This is a genomic window from Achromobacter sp. 18P8.1.1 (assembly GCF_057799415.1).
This window is the reverse complement of the sequence record NZ_JBYOKH010000004.1, coordinates 77,974-101,058: the sequence shown is the minus strand read 5'-3', so window position 1 is coordinate 101,058 and position 23,085 is coordinate 77,974. Positions and strand designations below refer to the sequence as shown.

Genomic DNA, 23,085 nt, shown 5'->3' with positions numbered 1-23,085 from the left:
GCCAGTCGAGAGGCAAAGCCCTCGACCCTTTTATCTAATGGAGATGACATGGCAAGCCCGAAAGACGTCCTGAAACAGATCGCCGATAACGAAGTCAAATTCGTGGATTTCCGCTTCACCGATACGGTTGGCCGTGAGCACCACGTGTCCGTGCCCACCAGCCAGATCGACGAAGACAAGCTGGAAAGCGGCCAGGCTTTCGACGGTTCGTCGATCCCGGGTTGGAAGGGCATTGAAGCCTCCGACATGCTGCTCATCCCCGATTGCTCGACCGGCAACCTGGATCCGTTCCGCGAAGAGCCGACCCTGATCCTGTCGTGCGACGTCGTTGAACCGTCGGACCTGAAGGGCTATGACCGCGACCCGCGTTCGCTGGCCAAGCGCGCCGAAGCCTACCTGAAGTCCTCCGGCCTGGGCGACACCGCCTACTTCGGTCCGGAACCCGAATTCTTCGTGTTCGACGGCGTGACCTGGAACACGGACATGTCGGGCACGTTCGTCAAGATCAAGTCCGAAGAAGCCTCGTGGTCCAGCGGCCAGGAATTCGAAGGCGGCAACACCGGCCATCGTCCCCTGGTCAAGGGCGGCTACTTCCCCGTTCCGCCGGTTGACTCGTTCCAGGACATGCGCTCGGAAATGTGCCTGCTGATGGAACAAATGGGCGTGCCGGTCGAAGTGCACCACCATGAAGTGGCCGGCGCCGGCCAGCTGGAAATCGGCACCAAGTTCAGCACGCTGGTCCAGCGCGCCGACTGGACGCAGATCGTCAAGTACGTCGTGCACAACGTGGCCCACGCCTACGGCAAGACCGCGACGTTCATGCCCAAGCCCATCGTTGGCGACAACGGTTCCGGCATGCACGTGCACCAATCCATCTGGAAGGATGGCCAGAACCTGTTCGCAGGCAACGGCTACGCCGGCCTGTCGGAATTCGCGCTGTACTACATCGGCGGCATCATCAAGCACGCCCGCGCCCTGAACGCCATCACCAACCCGGGCACGAACTCGTACAAGCGTCTGGTTCCGCACTACGAAGCCCCGGTCAAGCTGGCTTACTCGGCCCGCAACCGTTCGGCCTCGATCCGCATCCCGTACGTCGGCAACCCGAAGGGCCGCCGCGTCGAAGCGCGTTTCCCGGACCCCCTGGCCAACCCGTACCTGGCTTTCTCGGCCCTGATGATGGCCGGCCTGGACGGCGTCCAGAACAAGATCCACCCGGGCGATCCGGCCGACAAGAACCTGTACGACCTGCCGCCGGAAGAAGACGCGAAGATCCCGACCGTGTGCTCCTCGCTGGAACAAGCGCTGGAAGCCCTGGACGCCGATCGCGAATTCCTGACCCGTGGTGGCGTGTTCAGCAACGACATGCTCAGCGCCTACATCGACCTGAAGATGGCCGATGTGAATCGTCTGCGCATGACGACGCACCCGGTCGAATTCGACATGTACTACAGCCTCTGATCGTTTAGAGGCTGTGGCGGGGGGGAGCGCGATGATGTAGGCAGAAACCAGGGCCCACACCACGCGCACCACCAGGTCGCGGCTCGACGGTTTGTCCGCCAGGCATCACGCCTGGCGGGCAGGGCGCCGGGTTCCGGCGCCGCCGTCGCGGGCGCGTTCCGCTTTCCCCCTGTCATTCGGGTACGTTGAAAAATGAATGTAGAAGCTCTCGATCTGCTTGCCACGTCCGTTTTCCTGGTCAACGAGCGCGGTCACATTGAATACGCCAACGCTGCCGCCGAAGATCTGTTCGGCCGCTCGCGCAAGCAACTGGGCGGGCACTCCGCCGCCACGCTGTTCGACACCCCAGAAAATATCCAGTCCTCGATCGACCGCGCCGCGGCCGGCAGGTACGCCGACGTCAGGCAATTGGCCTCGTTGCGCCGCGCCGCCGAATCCGTGGAAGTCGCCGTCACGACGGTGGGGCTGACGGGCCAGCGCTGGCCCGTGCTGATAGAGACCCGCGAGATCGAGCAGCGCGTGCTGGCCGACCGCAACCATCGGCTGGTTGATGAAATCGAAGCCCACCGTGAATTGCTGCGCAATCTTGCGCATGAAGTGAAGAATCCCCTGGGCGGTTTGCGCGGCGCCGCGCAATTGCTGGAGGCCGAACTGCCCAGCGCGGCCCTGGCCGAATACACCCAGGTCATTATTTCCGAAGCCGACCGCCTGCAGGCGCTCGTGGACCGCCTGAGCGGCCCGCAACGTGTGCCGCTGAATGCGCGGCCGGTGAACATCCACGAGATCTGCGAGCGCGTCTGCGCGCTGATCCAGGCCGAATTCCGCAACGACGTCACCATCCTGCGCGACTATGACGCGTCGGTTCCCGATCTGAAAGGCGACGCCGCCCGTCTGATGCAGGCCGTCCTGAACGTGGCGCGTAACGCCGCGCAGGAACTGGTCGCACGGCCCGAGGGGCCCAAGACGGAACCTGGCGTGGTCACGCTGCGTACCCGTGTGGCGCGGCAGGTCATGCTGGCCCACCGCCAGCACCGGCTGGCGCTGGTGCTGTCCATTATCGATAACGGTCCCGGCGTGCCGGACCACATCCGCGACCGCATTTTCCACCCCCTGGTCACGGCCAGAGCGGGCGGAACGGGCCTGGGCTTGAGCCTGGCCCAGGATTTCGTGCAGCAGCACGGCGGCATCATCGAATTTGAATCCCGACCGGGGCGCACCGAGTTTCGCCTGGTCCTACCGATGGAGCCTGCACACTGATGAAACCCGTATGGATCGTCGACGACGACCAGGCCATCCGCTGGGTCCTCGAAAAGGCCCTGGCCCGCGCTGGTGTCCCCACCCGCAGTTTCTCCCAATCGGCTGATGTGCTGGAAGCGCTGTCGCGCGAAACGCCCGTCGCCTTGGTATCCGATATTCGCATGCCCGGCGGCAACGGCCTGGAGCTGTTGCGTCAACTCAAAGAGCGCCATCCCGGCTTGCCGGTCATCGTGATGACCGCGTTCGCCGATCTGGACAGCACCGTGTCCGCGTTCCAGGGCGGCGCGTTTGATTACCTGGCCAAGCCGTTCGACGTGAACGAGGCGGTTGCGCTGATCCAGCGCGCCATGCAGGAATCCACGCAGCCGGAAACGCCTGAAGGGCAGGGCGAGGCGGCGCAGAACAACGAGCGCTGGATGATGACGCAGTCGTCTTCCACCGCCATGCAGGAAGTGTTCCGCGCGATCGGCAGGCTGGCCCAGTCCAAGGTGACGGTGTTGATCACCGGCGAATCGGGTACTGGTAAGGAACTCGTCGCCCGTGCCTTGCACGGCCACGGCGTGCGGGCCAGCGGCCCGTTCGTGGCGCTGAACGCGGCGGCCATCCCGCGCGACCTGCTTGAAGCCGAACTCTTCGGCCACGAGCGCGGCGCATTCACGGGCGCCAACAATTTGCGCCGTGGCCGCTTCGAAGAAGCGCACGGCGGCACCTTGTTCCTGGACGAAATCGGCGACATGCCGATCGAGCTGCAGACGCGCCTGTTGCGCGTGCTGGCCGAAGGCAGCTTCTATCGCGTGGGCGGGGCTCAGCCCGTGCGCGTGGACGTGCGCATCGTGGCCGCGACCCACCAGCCGCTGGAGCAGCGTGTCGAACAGGGTTTGTTCCGCGAGGACTTGTTCCATCGCCTGAACGTGATCCGGTTGCGCCTGCCGCCGCTGCGCGAACGCGTGGAAGACATTCCTGCGTTGGCGCAACATTTCCTGACGGCTAGCGCCCGCACGCTGGGCGTGCCGGTCAAACGCCTGACGCCCGACGCGCTCGCCGTGCTGACCAAGTTCGACTTTCCCGGCAACGTCCGCCAGCTGGAGAACTTCTGCCACTGGTTGACGGTAATGGCGCCGGGCCAGACGGTGGACCGCCAGGACCTGCCGCCGGAAATCCGCGCGTTGGAGCATCAGCAGCAACCCGGATTGGCCCCGTTGCGTCCCGCAACGCCGATGCCGGGTATCGGCACGGTGGTGCAAGCGTCCCAAGGTCTGGACGACGGCGCGCCGCGCAACTGGCAGGATTCCCTTCTGCGCGATGCACAGTACCGTCTGGAGCGCGGCGAACCTGCCGTGATGGCGACCTTGACGCGCCAGTTTGAGAAGATCCTGCTGCAAAGCGCGCTGGACGCCAGCCGCGGCCGCCGTGTGGAGGCCGCATCCCGCCTGGGCATCGGCCGCAACACCATCACGCGCAAGCTGCGCGAGCTGGGGATCGAAGACGAGTGATCGTTGATGGGTTGCCCGGCGTTGTACGCCCGGCAACCCGTCAGCCCATTCCCAGCAGGCTTTCGCAGAGCCGCGGCGATTTCAGCTTTTGCAACCACCACTTCAGCGCTTCACCCGGCGGTTCGGCCCGCCAGGCGTACGCCACGTGTTCCGTCAGGGACATGCCTTCATCCGTCTCGCACACCACCAACAGACCCTGCGCCAGGTAGGGTGCCGCCATGGTCAGCGGCAGATAGCCGCAGCCCAGGCCGCGTACCTGCGCGTCGATCTTGGCCTGCATGGACGGCATTACCAAGGTGGGTTGGTCTGCCAGGATGCCGCGTGATTGCGGCGGCAGGTTGCGCGACGTATCCGCCACGACGACTGCGCAGTACTTCGTGATGTCGGGGCGGCTGAGCGGTTGCGGCAACGACGCCAGGGGGTGATGCGCCGCGACACAGAATCCAAACTGCGTGGCGCCGATCGCCTGTGACCGGTAGGGCCCCGTCGGCTCGGCATTTGCACCGGCGCCGATCACCAGGTCGGCACGCCCGCTCGTCAATGCATCCCAGTTGCCGCTCAGCACTTCGCTGGAAAAGCGCAGCGTGGTCGCGCTTTCCAGCGTCTGGAATTCGTCGATCAGGTCGTACAAGGGCCGCCACGGCAATACGGCGCTGACGGCGATGCGCAGCTCCACTTCCCAGCCGGTGGCGATGCGCTTCACGCGGCAGGCCAGATCGTCCAGCGATTGCAGCACATGGCGCCCATCTTTCAGCAGGGCTTCGCCCGCGGGCGTCAGCAGCGCCCGGTGTCCTGAGCGGTCGAACAGCAGCACGTCCAGGCCGTCCTCAAGCTTGCGGATCGAATAGGTCACGGCGGACGGCACTTTGCCGAGTTCGCGCGCGGCCTTGGCAAAGCTGCCATGGCGGGCGATGGCGTCAACCAGGATCAACAATTCAGGCGTAATGGGCTGCATGGTGGGGCTCGATCAGATGCATTCAAATAATTTGAATGAAGTCATCAAAATATAGCGCCAAAGCGACCCTGCTGCACGCGCAGAATATCACTCATGCCAGAGGTTAAGCGGTAAGGGCGAAGCAGAAAGCCGGCACCGCACCCTCCAGACCATTCATATTATTGAAACAGGAGTCCACAATGCTTACGATTCGCCGCGCTGCCGAACGGGGTCACGCCAACCATGGGTGGCTCGATTCGTTTCACACCTTTTCTTTCGCCAATTACTACGACCCGGCTCACATGGGCTTCGGCGCACTGCGCGTGATCAATGACGACCGCATCGCTGCCGGCCGCGGCTTCGGCACGCACGGCCATCGGGACATGGAGATCATCACCTATGTGCTGGACGGCGCCATTGCGCACAAGGACAGCATGGGCAGCGGTTCGACCATCCAGCCCGGCAACGTGCAGCGGATGAGCGCCGGCCGCGGTGTGATGCACTCCGAGTTCAACCCGCTGCCGGACACCGAAACGCACATGCTGCAGATCTGGATCGAGCCTGACGTGACCGGCATTGCCCCGGAATACGAAGAGCGCACCTTCAGCGACGCCCAAAAGCGTGGCCGGCTGCAAGCCCTGGTGTCGCCGGATGGCGAAGACGGCTCGATGAAGATCCATCAGGATGCGCGCCTGTATGGCGGCCTGTTCGACGGCGCCGAGTCCGCCACCCTGGCCTTGGCCGCCGGCCGCCGCAGCTGGGTGCATGTGGCGCGGGGCAGCGTCACGGTCAACGGCGCCGAGCTCTCGGCCGGTGATGCGGTCGCCATCACGGACGACACCAGTGTCGAATTGTCGGGCGGCAAGAACGCCGAAGTGCTGGTGTTCGACCTGGCGTAATGCCAGAGGCCGGGCGGAAGGGTTTCCGCCCGGCCTTGTTTTTGAACGGGCCGTTGGGCCTTAACATGGCCATTGGCCTATTGAAGCGGAGCGCTACACCATGTCTACGTTGTCCGATGCAGGCGAAAACCAGATTGAAACCGTCGTGGTGCCGCGCACCAGCGACCTGGGCGGCTTTTCCGTCCGTCGGGCGATCCCGTCGGCGCAGCGCCGAACCGTCGGGCCGTTCGTGTTCCTTGACCACATGGGTCCGGTGGAATTCGATGCGGGCTCGGGCATCGACGTGCGCCCGCACCCGCACATCGGCCTGTCCACCGTCACCTACCTGTACGAAGGGTCGATGGTGCACCGTGACGGCGCGGGCAACACCCAGACGATTCTGCCTGGCGAAGTGAACTGGATGACGGCCGGCCGCGGCATCGTCCATTCCGAACGTTCGTCGCCGGAAAGCCGCCAGGCGCCGCAGCGCCTCTGTGGCCTGCAGATCTGGGTAGGCTTGCCCAAGCAGCACGAGGAAACGGACCCGGGCTTTACGCACTATGGCCTGGATGCGCAGCCGGTAGTCGAAGGCGAAGGCGTGCGCGCCCAGGTCGTGGCGGGCTCGCTGTTCGGCAAGACCTCATCGGTCAAGACGCTGTCACCCCTGTTCTACGGTGACCTGCAACTGAAGGCGGGCGCCACGACGGTGCTGCCGGCGGAGTATGAAGAGCGCGCCGCCTATCTGGCCGAAGGCTCGGTCGAGGTGGATGGGCAAGTGTTCGAAAGCGGCCGGCTGGTGGTGTTCGCCCCGGGCCGGCCGGTGCAGATCCGCGCTGTCACCGCCGCGCGGTTTGCGGTGCTGGGTGGCGAACCCCTGGACGGTCCGCGCTTTGTCTGGTGGAACTTCGTCTCCAGCAGCAAGGACCGCATCGAGCAGGCCAAGCAGGACTGGCAGCGCACGCGCTTCGACCAGATCGTGCCCGGCGACGAGACCGAATACATCCCGCTGCCCGAACCACGCGCCTGATTGCGGCCGACGTGTTTTCCGCTGCCGCGCGAGGCTTGCGCGGCAGTATGATGCGCCTCCAAACCTTCATAACAACAGGATGGAGACTCATGCATCGCTACACCCTCAACCTTGCGCGCGGCCTGGCCGCGTTGGCGCTGGTCAACGGCGCGTCCGCGGCGTTCGCTGCCGGCTATCCGGCCAAGCCCATCACCTTCATCGTTCCCTACACGGCGGGCGGCACCACCGATCTGGTGGCCCGCACCGCGGGACAGAAGGTGGCCGAAAAACTCGGCCAGCCCGTCATTGTTGAAAACCGGCCCGGTGCCGGCGGCAACATCGGGATGGATGCCGTGGCCAAGGCCGCACCGGACGGCTACACGATCGGTTTCGGCGCCATCTCCACGAACGCGCTGAATCCCTTCGTCTACCCGTCGATGCCGTTCGATCCCACCAAGGATTTCACCGGCGTCAGCATGCTGGGCGCATCCACCGTGGTGCTTGAAGTCGGCCCCGCGTTGAAGGTGGCGAGCGTCAAGGATCTGGTCGCGTACGCCAAACAGCACCCGGGCACCGCCTTCGGCACGCCGGGCACCGGGACGTCCATGCATCTGGCCGGCGTGATGTTCGACCAACTGACGGGTGTCGGCATGCAGCACATTCCGTACAAGGGCAGCGCGCAAGGGCTGAACGATCTGCTGGGCGGACACCTGCCCGTGATGTTCGACAACCTGCCTGCCTCGCTGCCGCATATCAAGGCAGGCAAGGTGCATGCGCTGGCCGTCACGGGCAGCAAGCGGGCGCCGGCACTGCCGGACGTGCCCACGCTGGCCGAACTGGGCTATGCGGGGGCGGTGGTTGACCCGTGGTTCGCGGTGTACGGCCCGGCCAAGATGTCGCCGGAGGTCACCCAGGCGCTGAGCGAGGCGTTCCAGTGGGCGTTGGCCCTGCCGGAAGTGAAGGACAAGCTGGAGCAAGCCGGTTTCATGCCGTACGGATCGACCCCGCAAGAGGTCGAGCGCCTGACCCAAAGCCAGCACGAGGCCTTCAAGGCCCTGTCGCAAAAGGTCAAGCTGTCGGCGGATTGATGGCCGGCTCAGCGCCCGCGGGCGAAAGCCTGCTCGCGCTGCGCCTCCAGCGCTTCGCGCCGGATGAAGTCCCGCACGAAATCGTTGCGCGGATGGTGATGCAGGTTATAGGGCGTATCCCACTGCGCAATGGATCCCTTGCTCATCACGCCGATGCGGTCGGCGATGGCGAAGGCTTCGGCCTGGTTGTGCGTGACCAGGATGGCCGTGTGGCCGGTGGTCTTGAGAATGTCCCGCACTTCGAACGCCAGGCGTTCACGCGTGTCCACATCCAGGTTCGAAAACGGTTCGTCCAGCAACAGCAGATCGGGTGAGGGCGCAAGCGCCCGGGCCAGCGCCACGCGCTGTTGCTGGCCACCCGAGATCTCGTGCGGGTAGCTGTTGGCGGCATGCGCCAAACCCACCAGTTCCAGCATTTCTTCAACGCGGCGAGCGCGATCCGCGCGCGCCAGCTTGCGCAGGCCGAACGCCACATTCAAGGCCACGGTCAGATGAGGGAACAGGGCGTAGTCCTGGAACATCATGCCGACGCGGCGCAGTTCCGGCGCCACTTGCTCGGTGGCCGAGGAAATGACGGTGCCGTCCAGCAGGATGCGGCCGTCACGCACCGGTTCGAAGCCGGCGATGGCGCGCAGCACCGTGGTCTTGCCGCAGCCGGACTCGCCCAACAGGCAGCCAATGTGTCCGGTCGGCAGGCCCAGGGTCAAGTCCTGCACCACCGGCTTCAATCCGGCGGGCGTGTCGTAAGCGAGCGAAAGGTGATCGATTTCTAACAGATCGGGCACGATGATCAATGTCCCATTTTCAGATTGGTGCGCGCCAGCAGAATGACGGGCAAAAGGCCGGCTAGGACGATCGCCAGCGCCGCGACGGCGCCTTCCTCGTACGTGCCGCGCGCGGCTTCGGCGTAGAGCCAGGTGGCGAGCGTATCGAAATTCATCGGCCGCAGCAGCAAGGTCGCCGGCAGTTCCTTCATGGCGTCCACAAAGACCAGCAGGGCGCTGGCGGCCAGCGCGGGGCGCAGCAGCGGCAGATGGACCCGGCGCAAGGTGCCCGCCGAGCTTTCGCCCAGCAGGCGCGATGCCTGTTCCAGTGAAGGCGGGATGCGGGCAAGGCCGGCTTCCAGCGCACCCGTGGAAATCGCCAGGAAACGGATCACGTAGGCGATGACCAGCGCGCCCATGGAGCCCATCAGAAACAGGCCCGAGCCGCCGAATACCGTGGCGACCGCATGGTCGATCCAGACGAAAGGCGTCAACAGGCCGATGGCCAGTACCGTGCCCGGCACCGCATAGCCCAGGCTGGCGATGCGCGCGCAGGCGCGGCCCGGATTGAAATTGGCGCTTTCGCGCATGGTGCGGCCGGCCCAGGCCACAATCAGCCCGCACAGCAGGGTCACAATGGTGGCGCTGAACGCGACGATCAGCGTGTTGCCCAAGCCGTTGATTAACTGGTTCGATACGCCGCCTACTAAATGCAGGCGCTTGTAGGTTTCATAAATCAGATAGGCGGCCGGCGCAATGAACCCCATGACGACGGGGATCCAGCCCAGCAGGGCGGCGACGGCGGCGGGCAGGCCGCGCAGGCGGCGCGGTTGCATCGGACGCATACGCTGCGTATTGGCGTAGCGCTGGCGCTTGCGGCCGTGGCGCTCCAGCATGATCAACCCGATCACGATGGCCAGCATCGTCAGCGCGATCTGCGCAGCGCCGGCCAGGTCAGACCGCGTCACCCAGGTCGTATAGACCGACACCGTCAGCGTCTGCACGCCCAGGAACTCGGAGGCGCCGATATCGTTCAGCGTTTCCAGCAGCGCCAGGCTGACGCCCACGACGATGGCCGGCCGCGCCAGGGGCAGGGCGACGCGGAAGAACACTGCAACGCGTCCGGCGCCCAGCGTGCGCGCGGCTTCCAGCAGGCTGGCCGCCTGCGTCATGAACATGACGCGGGTGCTCAGATAGACATACGGGTACAGGACGAAGCCCAGCACGAAGATCGCGCCGTAGATGGAGCGCAGGTCGGGCAGGCGGAATTGCCGCGGACTGTCATAGCCCAGCAGCGCGCGGATCGCCGTCTGGACCGGCCCGATCGGGTGCAGCAAGTCCAGGTAAGAGAACGCAATGATGTAGGTGGGTACGGCCAGCGGCAGCAGCAGCGCCCAGGTCAGGATGCGGCGCGTGGGGAAGTCGTAGGCGGTCACCAGCCAGGCGGCGCCCGTGCCCAGCAGCGTCACCATCACGCCCACGCCCGCCAGCAGCATGGCCGTGTTGGCCAGGGCTTGCGGCAGCACATAGCTTGCCAGGTGCTGCCAGTGTGAAAGTTCGCCGCCCAACGCCCACCACAGCAGCGTCAGCACGGGCGCAAGCACGGCCAGGGCGATCAGGCCCGCGCCCGCAAGCCAGCCGGCGCCGCGTTCAGTCCAGCGCAAACGCAACGGCCGGGGCAAAGATTCTGTGTGCATGCTTCAAAGTCGATTGCATCAAAGGCAAGGCCTGTTCCCTCCGGAAAGAAGGGAACAGGCCCAATACTGCCGCAGGGCTGCGCCACGCCGGGGGCGTGGCGACCTGGGGCTTATCAGTTGTCGAAGCCGACCTTGTCCACCAGTTCGCTGGCTTGCTTGCGGTGCTTGGCGATTTCGGTCAGGGGCAGCGGATCCACCTTCAGTTCGCCAAAGCTGGCGATCACGGGATCCAGCTTCACGCCCTTGCGGACGGGGTATTCATAGTTGGCCTGGGCATACAGCGCCTGGGCCGGTTCGGATACCAGGAAGTCCAGCAGCTTGATCGCGTTGGTCTTGTTCGGCGCGTGGGCGGCAACGGCGGCGCCGCTGACGTTCACGTGCGTGCCGCCGCTCTTCTCGTTGGCGAACGTCGGGCGGATGACCTTGATGGCGTCGCCCCACTTGCGGCCGTCGGTGCCGGGTTCGGAGTTCTTCATGTGGCCGACGTAGTACGCATTGGCCAGGCCGATGTCGCAGATGCCGCCCAGGATGTCGCGCGCCACGTCACGGTCGCCGCCGGCCGCCTTGCGGGCCAGGTTGGCCTTGACGCCGCGCAGCCACTTCTCGGTGGCTTCCGCACCGTCATGCGCAATCATCGAGGCGACCATGGCGGTGTTGTAGGGGTGCTGGCCCGAACGGATGCAGACCTTGCCCTTCCACTTCGGGTCGGCCAGGTCTTCGTAGCGGAAGGATTCCAGCTTCAGGTCCTTTTCCACGTACAGCACGCGGTCGCGCAGCGACAGGGCGTACCACTTGCCGTCGGCGCCGCGCAGGTTGGCGGGAATCACCGATTCCAGGGTCTGGGACTTGATCGATTGCGTCACGCCGCCGTCCACCAGGTCCAGCAGGTTGCCGATGTCCACGGTCATCAGCACGTCGGCGGGCGACTTGGCGCCTTCCGCCTTCACGCGTTCCAGCAGGCCGTCCTTGACGAAGACGGTGTTGACCTTGATGCCGCTTTCCTTGGTGAAGGCATCCAGCAGCGGCTGGATCAGCTTGGGTTCCCGGGTGGTGTACAGGCTGACTTCTTCCGCGGCGTTGGCCGAGACGGTGAAGGCGGCGGCGCCGGCCAGCGCCAGGGCGCGAAGCAGCGAATTCAATTGGGGACGCTTGGTCATGTCGGGAACTCCGGCTAGGGCAGCAACGAGGAAGCCGTGAAGGGCTTTCCGGTGCTTAAAACGGTCTGCTAACGAAAACGATTATCAACTGAGACCCGGACGATAACAGGAAGCGAAACAGCATTCAACTATTCGTAAGGCATGGGTTCCAACCCTTGATCCCCATCAATACGGCATAAGGGTATTACGGAATAATGAGAGCAATTCCTATCAAGACCCTGTAGAATAGGGTCAACCCTAATATTACCTACTACGACATGGCTGCTTTCAACACTGAGCGCGTACTGAGCGTGCACCACTGGAACGACACCCTGTTTTCCTTTACCACGACGCGTGATGCGGCCTTGCGGTTCCACAACGGCCACTTCGTCATGATCGGGTTGGAAGTTGAAGGCAAGCCGCTGCTGCGGGCCTACAGCATCGCCAGTGCGAACTACGAAGAAAACCTCGAATTCCTCAGCATCAAGGTGCAGAACGGTCCGCTTACGTCGCGACTGCAGCATCTGAAAGAAGGCGACACCATCCTGGTCAGCCGCAAGCCCGTGGGCACGCTGGTCGTCGACGACCTGAAGCCGGGCAAGCACCTGTTCCTGTTCGGCACCGGCACGGGCCTGGCGCCTTTCATGAGCATCATCAAAGACCCGGACATCTACGAACGCTTCGACAAGGTCATCCTGGTTCATGGCGTGCGCTGGGTCAGCGAACTGGCTTATGCGGACTTCATCGAAAAGGAACTGCCGAACAACGAGTTCTTCGGCGACGTCGTTCGCGACAAGCTCGTCTACTACCCGACCGTCACGCGTGAGCCGTTCCGCAACCAGGGCCGCATCACGGAACTGATGGAAAACGGCAAGCTCTGCGAAGACATCGGCATTCCCCAGATCAACCCCGAAACCGATCGCGCCATGATCTGCGGCAGCCCGCATATGCTGGCCGACATCAGCGCCATGCTGGACAAGCGCGGTTTCGTCGTGTCTCCGGGCGTGGGCCAGCCGGGCGATTACGTGGTGGAACGCGCTTTCGTCGACAAATAAGCCTCCGCGCTTTGTGCCGATAAAAAAACCCATCGCCCAGGCGATGGGTTTTTGCATTCCAGGGCAGGCCCGCTTATTCAGGCTGGATTCCGGCCTTCTTGATGATGTCGCCCCACTTCCTGGATTCGGCCTGCTGGAACGCGGCCAATTCGTCGGGCGTGGAAGTGGCCGGGTCAGTGCCGGTCTGGGCATAGAACTGCTGGGCGGGCTTGGTCTTGGTGGCGTTCACCAGCAACTCATTCAAGCGCTTGATCACGTCGGGCGGCGTGCCGGCCGGCGCATAGGCTGCGAACCAATAACCCATCTCGTAATTCGGCACGCCAGCTTCGGCGATCGTCGGCACGTCAGGCGCCAGCGGCGAACGCGCCAGCCCGGTCACTCCCAACGCGCGCAGCTTGCCGGACTTGACCTGGGGCAGGCCGGTCGCCGTGTCGGTGATCATCATGTCGATCTGGCCGCCCAGCAGGTCGGTCACGGCCAGCGGATTGCTCTTGTAGGGCACGTGCAGCAGCTGCACGCCCGCCATCTGTTGCAGCAATTCGCCCGCGATGCGGCTGCTGGAGCTGCCGCTGCCAAAACTCAGCTTGCCCGGTGACTGCTTGGCCTGGGCCAGGAAGTCGCCCACGGTCTTGGCGGACGAATTCGGATTGACCACCATGATCTGGCCGCCTTTGCCCAACAGCGAGATCGGCGCGAAGTCTTTGACGGGCTGGTACGTCAGCGACTTGTACAGGTGTTCGTTGGCGGCGTGCGTGGTGTTGGTGGTGATCAGGACGGTATAGCCGTCGGGCGCGGCGCGCGCGCCTGCGGCGGCGCCGATCATGGCGCTGGCGCCGGGCTTGTTCTCGATCACGACGGCCTGGCCGGTCTGTTCCGTGACGCCCTGGCCGATGGCGCGGCCGATCTGGTCCGTGGCGCTACCGGCTGCGAAGGGAACGATGAACGTGATGGGTTTGGCCGGAAAGCTTTGGGCCAGCGCGGTCAGGGGGAGGGCGGCCGCCAGCAGCAGGGCCAGCCGGCCCTTGGATGAAATGCGCATGTGTGTGTCTCCTGTGGTGTTTTTTTATAGGGTGGTGATGGCAGTGATCAGGCGGCCGCGGGACGGTCGCCGGGTATGTCTGGCAGCCGGCGGGCCAGGTCGGGGCTGACCTCCACCGTCAAGTCCAGCAATCGGAAAGACAGGCTCTTGCCGTGCGTGTCCAGATTCAGCGCGTCGTTCACGCCGCCGTCCAGCACGCCTTCCAGCACGAAGTTCATGGCATGCAGGGTGGGCAGCAGGTAGCGGGTGACACGGGCAGGGTGCCGGTACGCAAACCACGCGGCAACGCGTGCCTCGGTGACTTGCGCCGCCAGTACTGCATAGCATTCCGGGTCCCAGGCGATCAGGCTCAGGTTGGAGATATCGCCTTTGTCGCCGGAGCGGCTGTGGCCCAGCCGATACAACGGCACGGCTTGCGTGTCGGGGTTGCGGGTCATGGGGCGATATCCTCCAGGAAGTTCCAGCCGCTGTGCACGGCTTCGCGGGCAATGGTGCAGGACACCATATTCAGGCGCGGGCGCAACGCGGTGCGGACGCCGCCGCCGCCGGCCGGCCCGCAGGTATACAGCGCGGTCACTTCACGCAGGATGCGTTCAGCCTGGGCGCGGTCGGCATGTTCGCCGGCAATCCGCAGGCGCACGTCGCGCGCGTGGCCGTCGGGCCGCGCGCGGCGCATTTCACCGGCGTCATCGCCCAGGATGCTGATCGCGCCGATGAGATCGGCGCGCAGCCTGAAGGCAGCGCCTAGACGTTTCTGGACGATGTCCGCAGCAAGGCGCGCGCGGGCTTCGGCCTGCACGCCCGCGTACGAGATCTCGGCTTCGGCCAGCCAGCCGCCGCGATAGCACACGTTGACTTTGAGTTCGGACGGACGGGCGTGGCCGGTGATGCCGTGCACGGCGACGCGGTCGCCGCCCAACTCGACGACCCGAGCCTGGCTCAGGTCGGCCACGACATCGGGCGTCAGATAGCGGGCGGGGTCATGCACTTCGTACAGCAATTGCTCTTTGACGGTGCGGGCGTCCACGGCGCCGCCGGTATCGGCGGCCTTGCCGATAATGAATTCACCGTCCGCATGGATTTCGGCGATGGGGAATCCCGCCGCGTGCACGTCGGGCACCTCTTTCAGGCCAGGCACGCAGAAATAGCCGCCCGTGACCTGCAACCCGCATTCCAGCATGTGGCCCGCCATGGTGGCGCGGCCCAGGAGGGGCCAGTCAGCCGCATCCCAGCCAAAGTGCGCCATTGCCGGCCCCAGTGTCAGCGAAGGGTCCGCCACGCGGCCCGCCACGACGATCTGCGCGCCGGCGGCCAGTGCCTGCGCAATTTCCGTCGCACCCAGATAGGCCGTGGCGCTAACCACCTCTTGTCCTTCCAGCGCCGCGCCCAGGCGTTCCTGCAGCAAGGCGCGTTGCGCCGCCGTATTCAAGGCGTCGCCATGCACCACGGCGATCCGCGGCACGGGCAGCCCCTGCTCGCGCGCGATTGCGGCAATGCGCCGGGCTGCTGCGGCCGGGTTGGCGGCGCCGAAATTGCTGACGATGTTGATGCCATGGCGCAGGCAATCCGCCAGCACCGGCGATACCAGTTCGTCCAGCAGCGGCTCGTAGCCGCGGCTGGGATCGTCATTGCGGGCCAATTGGGCCAACGCCAGCGTGCGTTCGGCCAGGGTTTCGAAAATCAGCGTGCCGCCGCCCTGGGCGGCCAGCGTGCGCACCACCGCGGCGGCGCCGTCGCTGCGGTCGCCGGAGAAGCCGGAGGCGCAGCCGATAAGCAGGGGAGATTGAGGCATAAAGGGTCCAGTCGGCCTTGAGGGCTGTCCGGGCCACTATAGGCATACGAGGTTCATCAGTAAAATAGAAAGATCGGATGAATTGATAGAAGAAACCCATGAATCTATCTGCCCGGCAATTGCGTGCCTTCGTGGCGCTAGCCGACGAGCGGCACTTCACCCGCGCCGCCCAGCGCTGCCACCTGACGCAGCCGGCTTTCAGCGCATTGATCCGTTCACTGGAAGACGCCGCCGGCCTGCGGCTCTTCGACCGCAACACGCGGCACGTGGAGTTGACGGCCGAGGGCAGGGTGCTGGATGCCTCGGCGCGCCGCCTGCTGGCAGACATGGATCTGGTCATGGACGACCTGCGCGACCACGCCGCCCGCCGCCGCGGCCGCGTGGCGCTGGCTGCGCTGCCCTCATTGGCCGCCGGCTGGCTGCCGGGCTTGCTGGCGCGCTTCAGCCAGGCGCACCCGGGCATCGTGCTGGACTTGCGTGATGCGCTGCTGGACCCCTGCCTGGACATGGTGCAAAGCGGTCAGGTCGACTTTGCCGTGGCGTCCCGCCGCCCGGACATGACGGACCTGGACAGCGAATTCCTGCACGCCGACCGCTATTTCCTGGTGTGCCGGGCGGATCATCCTTTGGCAGCGCAAAGCCAAGTCCGCCTGCGCGACATCGTGCGTTATCCGGTCATTCAACTTGCGCGGGGCAGCAGTGTGCGCAAACATCTGGACGAGGCGCTTGGCGCCGACGCGCCGCTGCCCGTGTTCGAAGTCGAGCACCTGGCCACCGTGACCGGGCTGGTCCGGGCCGGCCTGGGCGTGTCGGTCGTGCCCGCCATGACGCTCTTTCATTTCCGCAGCGATGACCTGCGCGTGGTGCCGCTTGCCGGACGCGCCCTGACGCGGCCGCTCTACCTCGTGCAACGCAAAGGCCGCAGCCTCTCGGTGGCGGCCCAGGCGCTATACGAACTGCTGATCGCGCATCGGGGCGATATCGGCGGCGCAGGGCATCAGGCAGACTCATAGCACCCGGGAAGTGACAACCCTGCGTCATCCGGGCACTTTCGCAAAAGTCTATTGCTGTTTAAACTCCGATAGTTGTAGCTTCTATCCGTCACCTGAAGGATTCCGCCCATGAGCAAGCAAATCATCCATACCGACGCCGCGCCCGCCGCCGTTGGCCCTTACTCGCAAGCGGTTGCCGTTAGCGGCACCAAGACTGTTTACCTCTCGGGCCAGATCGGCCTGGAGCCCGGCACCGGCGATCTGGTCTCCGAAAACTTCGACGCCCAGGTGCGCCAGGCGTTCGCCAACATGCAAGCCGTGATCACCGCCGCCGGCGGCACGCTGGACAACGTCGTCAAACTCACCTTGTTCCTGACCGACCTGGGCAAGTTCACCGCCGCCAACTCCATCATGGCCGAACTCATTCCGCAGCCGTTCCCGGCGCGGTCGACCATCGGCGTGGCCAGCCTGCCCAAGGGCGCGCAGTTCGAAGTCGAAGCCATCCTCGTCCTGTAAGGCACACCCGGACTTTTCGATACCAGGGGTTCGTTCCTTCATGCCGGCCGCGGCCGTGGCTTCCAAGCGACCCGGCGCCGATAACAAAGGCGCCGGGAAACCGTTGACGGATACAGAGCGCAAGCTCCGTAACCTGGGTTTGGTGCTGCCCGAGGACTTCGTGCTGCACCTGCCGTTGCGCTACGAGGACGAAACCCGCGTCATCCCGATCAGTTCGTTGCGCCCCGGCTTTTCCGGCCAGGTCGAAGGCGAGATCACCAAATCCGAGGTGCTGTACCGGCCTCGGCGCCAACTCACCGCCACCCTGGTGGATGAAACCGGCGAACTCCAATTGCGTTGGCTGAATTTCTATCCCAGCCAGCAGAAGCAGATCACCGTGGGCAAGCGCTTGCGCGCCCGCGGCGAAGTCCGTACCAACATGTTTGGCCGCCAGATGGTGCACCCCCGCATGACCAATGCGGATGCCCCATTGCCCACGGCGCTGACCCCTGTCTATCCAACGACAGAGGGGCTGCCCCAGCTGACCCTGCGTCGCGCCATCGCGCAAGCGCTGGACCGCGCCGACCTGTCCGATACCTTGCCGGACGAAGCGCGTCAGCGCTATGACCTGCCGCCCTTTGAACCCGCCATTCGCGCATTGCACACGCCCGCCCAAGGCGAGTCCGAGCAGGCGCTGCTGGACCGCGTGCATCCGGCCTGGCGGCGGATCAAATTCGATGAGTTGCTGGCCCAGCAGTTGTCGCTGGCGGCCGCCCGTGCGGCGCGCCGTGTGAAAGAAGCCGAATCGCTGCCGGCGCGTAACGAGCCGGGTGGCCTGGTGGCCAAGCTCTACGCCAAGCTGCCATTCAAACTGACCGCCGCGCAGGAACGCGTGGTGCAGGAAATCTCGGCAGATCTGGCCAAGCCCTATCCCATGCACCGCCTGCTGCAAGGGGATGTGGGCAGCGGCAAGACCGTCGTCGCCGCCATCGCGGCAGCGCAAGCGATCGCCAGCGGCGCGCAGGTGGCGTTGATGGCGCCCACTGAAATCCTGGCGGAACAGCACTTCCAGAAGCTGGTGTCTTGGTTGCAGCCGCTTGGCGTGAACGTCGCCTGGTTAAGCGGCAGCCTCACCGCCAAAGCCCGCCGCGAGGCCGCCGCGGCCGCCGCCGACGGCAGCGTGCAACTGGTCGTCGGTACGCAGGCGCTGATCCAGGATCACGTTGAATTCCATCGCCTGGGCCTATCGATCGTTGACGAGCAACACCGTTTCGGCGTCGGCCAACGCCTGGCGCTGACCAAAAAGGGCGAAACCGTCCGTGGCAGCATCGTGCCGCATCAGCTGAACATGAGCGCCACGCCCATCCCGCGCACGCTTGCCATGACGTTCTTCGCCGACCTGGACGTGTCCGTCATCGACGAACTGCCGCCGGGCCGCACGCCGGTGCTGACCAAACTGGTGTCGGACGCACGGCGCGAAGAAGTCATCGCCCACGTGGCCCAGGCCGCACGGGGTGGTCAGCAGGTTTATTGGGTCTGTCCGCTGGTCGAAGAAAGCGAAGCGCTGGAGTTGCAGACGGCGGTGGACACCTACGAAGCCATGCGGGTTGATCTGCCCGACTTGCGAATCGGCATGGTTCATGGCCGCTTGCCGCAAGCCGAAAAAGCCGCCGTCATGCAGGCATTCCGCGAGGGCGAGGTAGATCTGCTGGTGGCCACCACCGTCATCGAAGTCGGCGTCGACGTGCCCAACGCATCGTTGATGGTCATCGAACACGCCGAACGCTTCGGCCTGGCTCAGCTGCATCAGCTGCGCGGGCGAGTGGGGCGGGGCACTGCCGAATCCGTTTGCGTACTGCTCTATCAAACGCCCCTGTCCCAGATCGCGCGCGAACGCCTGCGCGCCATGTTCGAGACGTCGGACGGCTTTGAAATTGCCCGTCGCGACCTGGAACAACGCGGCCCGGGCGAATTCCTGGGCACGCGCCAGTCGGGCATGGCGCTGCTGCGCTTTGCCGACCTGGAAACCGATGCCGCCATCGCCGAAGACGCGCGCGATGCCGCGGTATGGCTGCGCGCCGAGCATCCCGATGCCGTCGAAGCGCACCTGGCGCGCTGGATGCGCGGCCGCGAAGACTTCCTGCGGACGTGACGCCATGCGGCCCATTCCTAACCTGAATCTTTCAAGCGCCGGCCGCAAGGCCCGCGCGCAACCCCCGGGGGCGTAGTCCACCATGACTCTCACCGAACTCAAGTACATCGTCGCCGTCGCGCGCGAACGGCATTTCGGCCGGGCGGCCGAGGCCTGTTTCGTCAGCCAGCCGACGCTGTCCGTCGCGATACGCAAGCTGGAAGACGAACTGGGCGTGACGCTGTTCGAACGCGGCGGCGCCGAGGTGGGCGTGACGCCGATCGGCCAGCGCATCGTCGCGCAGGCGCAGAAAGTGCTTGAAGAAAGCGCCAGCATCAAGGAAATCGCACGGCAGGGGCACGACCCGCTGGCCGGCCCCTTGCGCGTGGGTGTTATCCACACCATCGGCCCGTATCTGCTGCCCAAGCTGGTGCCGGTGCAGATCGGCCGCACGCCGCAGATGCCGCTGCTGCTGCAGGAAAACTTCACCGTGCGCCTGGTGGAGCTGCTGCGCCAGGGCGAGATCGATTGCGCCATCATGGCGTTGCCGCTGCCCGAAGCCGGCCTTGTCATGCAGCCCCTCTATGACGAGCCCTTCATCGTCGCAGTGCCCAACGACCACGAACTGGCCCAGCGCAAATCCATCGATGCCCAGGACCTGAAGCAGCAGACCATGCTGCTCTTGGGCAGCGGACACTGTTTCCGCGATCAGGTACTGGAAGTCTGCCCCGAACTTTCCCGGTTCTCGGCCGCCAGCGATGGCATCCAGCGCACCTTCGAAGGCTCATCGCTGGAAACCATCCGCCATATGGTCGCAGCCGGCATCGGCGTCACCGTACTGCCGATCACGGCCGTGCCCGAACATCCGCCCAGCAACAGCCTGCTGCGCTACCTGCCATTCGACGGCCATGTGCCCGAGCGCCGCGTGGTGCTGGCCTGGCGCCGCAGCTTCCCCCGCCTGGCCGCGATCGAAGCCTTGGCGCAGGCCGTCTATGAATGCGAGCTGCCTGGCGTGAAGATGCTGACCGACGAGGCGGCCGCGATTCAGGACTGATATCGCAAGGGCTGGCGCGACGCGACGGAAAGGTCTTTTGAGCCGCGTCAAACCGGCGTCGCGCAACCCCTTGCTTCGTGCTTGTCTTGAGTCAATCCGTAGTGTTTGCAGTGGTATCCTTAATTCGTACTTATCCCATAGGAGCTAGCAATGGCCAAGTCCACCAAGAAGACCCCGAGCGTTCCGCGCATCAACATCGGCATTTCGGACAAGGACCGCGCCGCCGTCGCCGGTGAATTGTCCAAGCTGCTGGCCGACTCGTACACGCTGTACCTGATGACGCACAACTTCCACTGGAACGTCACGGGGCCGATGTTCAATACGCTGCACCTGATGTTCATGACGCAGTACACGGAAGAGTGGAACGCGCTGGACAGCATCGCCGAACGCATCCGCGCGCTGGGCCATTACGCGCCGGGCACCTACCGCGAATACTCCAAGCTGTCGTCCATTGCCGAGCCCGAATCGGTGCCGGAAGCGCTGGAAATGGTCCGACTTCTGGTCAGCGCCAACGAATCCGTCGCCAAGACCGCCCGCGCCGCCTTCGAAAAGGCCGACGCGGCCAACGACCAGCCCACGGCCGACTTGCTGACGCAGCGCCTGGACGTGCATGAGAAGAACGCCTGGATGCTGCGCAGCTTGCTGCAGTAAGTGCGTGCCGCCGGCGAATTCCGGCGCGTCCATGGCACCAGGCGCTACGCTTCCCGATTCTCCCTGCTGCATTTGATCTAAGGGATGAAAGGGGCGCGCTTACCTGTCAGGACACACCGCAGACCGGAACAGGCGGAATCCGCTTGGCGGGGGTGGGAATGCGCCACGAGGCGCGACGGCGCAAAGCGCCGAATATCTTCAGCCCCTGTGGCCAGTCGGCCAAGCCGCTTTCGGCGTTGATGTGCCCGGCGCCGGGCAGCACGATGACCCGGCTGCCCCAGTCCTGCGCGAAGGCTCGCGCACGCTCAAGGCGGCAGTAGGGGTCGTTGTCGCTGGCGATGACCACGCTTTGGAACGGCAAGGGTTGGCGCGGAATCGGCGCAAATCCTCGCAGGCAATCGGGCGCATCGGGGCGTTCCACGTCGGCGGGCGCGACAAGCAGTGCCCCCGCGACCTTGGCGCGTAGCGGGACGGGCAGGGCGGCGCTGATCAGGCAGCCCAGGCTGTGGGCGATCAGCAGCACCGGGCTGCGGGCCTGGTCGACTTCGGTGGCCAGCGTGGAAATCCATTCAGGCGCGGCCGGGTTCTCCCAGTCGCGCTGCTGGATGCGCACGGCGTGGGGCAGCAGGGTCGCCCAGCGTGATTGCCAGTGGTCCGGTCCGGAGTTTTTCCATCCGGGGACGATGATCGGTTGGAGTCTCATGGCGGCCATGATGCCGCGACGCCCTAGTAACTCAAACGAATAAATCGTCCTTTACATAGATGGTGCCGGGTATAAGGCGGCGCCCACCGGCGATGCGGCACCCAGATGCCCAAGGGGCGTCGGAAGTCGGGCCGGATCAGCTCGAAAAGCGGGGTTTTTTCAGTGTATGCTTGCCGTGCACATGCACAGTAACGGGGCGTGACCACATCGGTTTGAAGCGTCCGCCCGGTTCAAAAACCAACGATTACAAGCGATTAGAGGAGTCCACTCATGAAGCCAGTATTTCGTCTGACCCCGGTCATTGCGGCGCTGGGAGTCGCCGCTGGCCTGACGTTTGCGGCGGGAGCGCAAGCGCAAACCATCAAGATTGGCGTTGTCGGCCCCACCACCGGCGCCGTCACCCAGTATGGCGACATGGTCCGTGAAGGCGTCGACACGGCTGTCGAACGCATCAACGCCGCTGGCGGCGTGAACGGCAAGAAGCTCGAAACCGTGGTCATCGACGACGGCTGCGAACCCAAGCAGGGTCCGGTGGCCGCCAACCGCGTCGTCAACAGCAAGATCGGATTCGTCGTGGGCCACGTGTGCTCGGGCGCCACCATCGCCGCTGCGGACATCTATAACAATGAAGGCGTCGTCATGGTGACGCCGTCGGCCACGGCCCCGGCGCTGACGGACGGCAAGAATTACGAGTTCATCTTCCGCACGATCGGCCGCGACGACCAGCAAGGCCCGGCCGCCGCCAAGTTCGTGCTCGAGAAGATCAAGCCGAAGAAGGCTGCCGTGCTGCACGACAAGCAGTCGTATGGCCAGGGCATCGCCACGGCCGTCAAGAACGACCTGGAAAAGGGCGGCGTGCCGGTCGCGGTGTTCGAGGGCATCAATGCCGGCGACAGCGACTACTCGGCCGTGATCACCAAGCTGAAGAGCCAAGGCGTCGATTTCGTCTACTACGGCGGCTACCACCCTGAAATGGGCTTGCTGTTGCGCCAGGCGGCCGAGCAAGGCGTGAAGGCCAAGTGGATGGGTCCGGAAGGCGCGGGCAACCCGGACATCAACGCCATCGCCGGCGACGCCGTCGAAGGCATGTTGCTGACCCTGCCGGCCGACTTCACCCAGAACGCCGCCAACGCCGATATCGTCAAGGCTTTCGAAGCCAAGAAGCGCAATGCCGGCGGCGCGTTCCAGATGACGGCCTACACGGCCACCCAGGTCATCGCGGACGGCATCAAGGGCGCGGGTTCGGACGACCCGACCAAGGTCGCCAAGTACCTGCACGCCAATTCCTTCGACACGCCGATCGGCAAGGTGTCGTGGAACAAGCAGGGTGACCTGACGAACTTCTCGTTCGACGTGTTCACCTGGCACAAGGATGGTTCCAAGACCGTCTACAAGTGATGAACAGCGGGCCTAGGCCCGCGGCATCGGATGCGGACCCGCAAGCGTCCGCATGACCACC

At 64.9% G+C, this 23,085-nt stretch carries 21 protein-coding genes; 13 read left to right on the top strand and 8 right to left on the bottom strand.

Annotation, left to right across the window (positions count from 1 at the left end; all coding sequences use genetic code 11):
- The first annotated feature begins 48 nt into the window (after positions 1-48).
- From glnA to ntrC, 3 genes are all read left to right on the top strand, one after another.
- Complete coding sequence (gene glnA, locus AC27VE_RS04810) at positions 49-1,461, top strand: type I glutamate--ammonia ligase (RefSeq protein WP_006222221.1); 1,413 nt, start codon at positions 49-51, stop codon at positions 1,459-1,461.
- Between the two features lie 192 nt (positions 1,462-1,653).
- Positions 1,654-2,718 carry a nitrogen regulation protein NR(II) gene (glnL, locus tag AC27VE_RS04805; RefSeq protein ID WP_006222220.1) on the top strand — a complete coding sequence of 355 codons (1,065 nt, stop codon included), beginning with the start codon at positions 1,654-1,656 and terminating at the stop codon, positions 2,716-2,718.
- Positions 2,718-4,211, top strand: a complete 1,494-nt coding sequence (gene ntrC / locus AC27VE_RS04800; protein WP_006222219.1) for a nitrogen regulation protein NR(I) — start codon at positions 2,718-2,720, stop codon at positions 4,209-4,211. The genes glnL and ntrC overlap by 1 nt, the downstream gene beginning before the upstream one ends.
- Before the next feature lie 40 nt (positions 4,212-4,251).
- Here the strand turns inward: ntrC and AC27VE_RS04795 are convergent, their stop codons facing one another.
- Positions 4,252-5,166: a LysR family transcriptional regulator gene (locus tag AC27VE_RS04795; protein ID WP_488703180.1), complete on the bottom strand. Its 915-nt coding sequence runs from the start codon at positions 5,164-5,166 to the stop codon at positions 4,252-4,254.
- Between the two features lie 179 nt (positions 5,167-5,345).
- On the opposite strand from AC27VE_RS04795, the gene AC27VE_RS04790 reads away from it, so the two are divergent.
- The 3 genes from AC27VE_RS04790 (at position 5,346) to AC27VE_RS04780 (ending at position 8,117) form a co-directional block, all read left to right on the top strand.
- Entirely contained in the window at positions 5,346-6,044 is a 699-nt protein-coding gene (locus AC27VE_RS04790; protein ID WP_488703179.1) for a pirin family protein, read from the top strand.
- A gap of 100 nt (positions 6,045-6,144) precedes the next feature.
- Positions 6,145-7,050, top strand: coding sequence for a pirin family protein (locus tag AC27VE_RS04785; RefSeq protein ID WP_088587319.1), 906 nt, complete (start codon positions 6,145-6,147; stop codon positions 7,048-7,050).
- A gap of 89 nt (positions 7,051-7,139) precedes the next feature.
- Positions 7,140-8,117: a Bug family tripartite tricarboxylate transporter substrate binding protein gene (locus AC27VE_RS04780; protein ID WP_280026137.1), complete on the top strand. Its 978-nt coding sequence runs from the start codon at positions 7,140-7,142 to the stop codon at positions 8,115-8,117.
- A gap of 8 nt (positions 8,118-8,125) precedes the next feature.
- Here the strand turns inward: AC27VE_RS04780 and AC27VE_RS04775 are convergent, their stop codons facing one another.
- From AC27VE_RS04775 to AC27VE_RS04765, 3 genes are all read right to left on the bottom strand, one after another.
- Positions 8,126-8,902 carry an ABC transporter ATP-binding protein gene (locus AC27VE_RS04775; protein ID WP_088587592.1) on the bottom strand — a complete coding sequence of 259 codons (777 nt, stop codon included), beginning with the start codon at positions 8,900-8,902 and terminating at the stop codon, positions 8,126-8,128.
- A 5-nt stretch (positions 8,903-8,907) separates the two neighbouring features.
- Positions 8,908-10,578, bottom strand: a complete 1,671-nt coding sequence (locus tag AC27VE_RS04770) for an ABC transporter permease (protein WP_280026138.1) — start codon at positions 10,576-10,578, stop codon at positions 8,908-8,910.
- A 113-nt stretch (positions 10,579-10,691) separates the two neighbouring features.
- Positions 10,692-11,735, bottom strand: a complete 1,044-nt coding sequence (locus AC27VE_RS04765) for a Fe(3+) ABC transporter substrate-binding protein (RefSeq protein WP_006222212.1) — start codon at positions 11,733-11,735, stop codon at positions 10,692-10,694.
- 257 nt (positions 11,736-11,992) lie between these two features.
- Between AC27VE_RS04765 and AC27VE_RS04760 the strand changes: the two genes are divergently transcribed.
- On the top strand, positions 11,993-12,769 hold the full coding sequence (locus tag AC27VE_RS04760) for a ferredoxin--NADP reductase (protein WP_006222211.1): 777 nt from the start codon (positions 11,993-11,995) through the stop codon (positions 12,767-12,769).
- Positions 12,770-12,842: 73 nt separating this feature from the next.
- Here the strand turns inward: AC27VE_RS04760 and AC27VE_RS04755 are convergent, their stop codons facing one another.
- From AC27VE_RS04755 to AC27VE_RS04745, 3 genes are read right to left on the bottom strand one after another with little or no spacing between them, the layout of a single operon-like run.
- On the bottom strand, positions 12,843-13,808 hold the full coding sequence (locus tag AC27VE_RS04755; protein WP_006222210.1) for a Bug family tripartite tricarboxylate transporter substrate binding protein: 966 nt from the start codon (positions 13,806-13,808) through the stop codon (positions 12,843-12,845).
- A 47-nt stretch (positions 13,809-13,855) separates the two neighbouring features.
- Positions 13,856-14,245 carry an AtuA-related protein gene (locus tag AC27VE_RS04750; RefSeq protein ID WP_006222209.1) on the bottom strand — a complete coding sequence of 130 codons (390 nt, stop codon included), beginning with the start codon at positions 14,243-14,245 and terminating at the stop codon, positions 13,856-13,858.
- The gene (locus tag AC27VE_RS04745; RefSeq protein ID WP_488703178.1) at positions 14,242-15,600 is read right to left on the bottom strand and encodes an acyclic terpene utilization AtuA family protein; all 1,359 of its coding nucleotides are present in this window, start codon (positions 15,598-15,600) and stop codon (positions 14,242-14,244) included. Before AC27VE_RS04745 ends, AC27VE_RS04750 begins: the two co-directional genes overlap by 4 nt.
- 98 nt (positions 15,601-15,698) lie before the next feature.
- On the opposite strand from AC27VE_RS04745, the gene AC27VE_RS04740 reads away from it, so the two are divergent.
- The 5 genes from AC27VE_RS04740 to AC27VE_RS04720 all read left to right on the top strand — a co-directional run bounded on the left by AC27VE_RS04740 (position 15,699) and on the right by AC27VE_RS04720 (position 20,923).
- Positions 15,699-16,613, top strand: coding sequence for a LysR family transcriptional regulator (locus AC27VE_RS04740; RefSeq protein ID WP_488703177.1), 915 nt, complete (start codon positions 15,699-15,701; stop codon positions 16,611-16,613).
- Positions 16,614-16,721: 108 nt separating this feature from the next.
- On the top strand, positions 16,722-17,108 hold the full coding sequence (locus AC27VE_RS04735; protein WP_006222206.1) for a Rid family detoxifying hydrolase: 387 nt from the start codon (positions 16,722-16,724) through the stop codon (positions 17,106-17,108).
- Positions 17,109-17,148: 40 nt separating this feature from the next.
- A complete protein-coding gene (gene recG, locus AC27VE_RS04730; RefSeq protein ID WP_006222205.1) occupies positions 17,149-19,239 on the top strand; it encodes an ATP-dependent DNA helicase RecG in 2,091 nt (696 codons plus the stop codon).
- Positions 19,240-19,321: 82 nt separating this feature from the next.
- Complete coding sequence (locus AC27VE_RS04725) at positions 19,322-20,272, top strand: LysR substrate-binding domain-containing protein (RefSeq protein WP_088587325.1); 951 nt, start codon at positions 19,322-19,324, stop codon at positions 20,270-20,272.
- A 150-nt stretch (positions 20,273-20,422) separates the two neighbouring features.
- Complete coding sequence (locus tag AC27VE_RS04720; RefSeq protein ID WP_006222203.1) at positions 20,423-20,923, top strand: Dps family protein; 501 nt, start codon at positions 20,423-20,425, stop codon at positions 20,921-20,923.
- A 106-nt stretch (positions 20,924-21,029) separates the two neighbouring features.
- Here the strand turns inward: AC27VE_RS04720 and AC27VE_RS04715 are convergent, their stop codons facing one another.
- The gene (locus AC27VE_RS04715; RefSeq protein WP_488703176.1) at positions 21,030-21,626 is read right to left on the bottom strand and encodes an RBBP9/YdeN family alpha/beta hydrolase; all 597 of its coding nucleotides are present in this window, start codon (positions 21,624-21,626) and stop codon (positions 21,030-21,032) included.
- A 270-nt stretch (positions 21,627-21,896) separates the two neighbouring features.
- Here AC27VE_RS04715 and AC27VE_RS04710 point away from each other — a divergent pair, with 270 nt between their 5' ends.
- Complete coding sequence (locus AC27VE_RS04710) at positions 21,897-23,024, top strand: branched-chain amino acid ABC transporter substrate-binding protein (RefSeq protein ID WP_006222179.1); 1,128 nt, start codon at positions 21,897-21,899, stop codon at positions 23,022-23,024.
- Positions 23,025-23,085 lie beyond the last annotated feature (61 nt).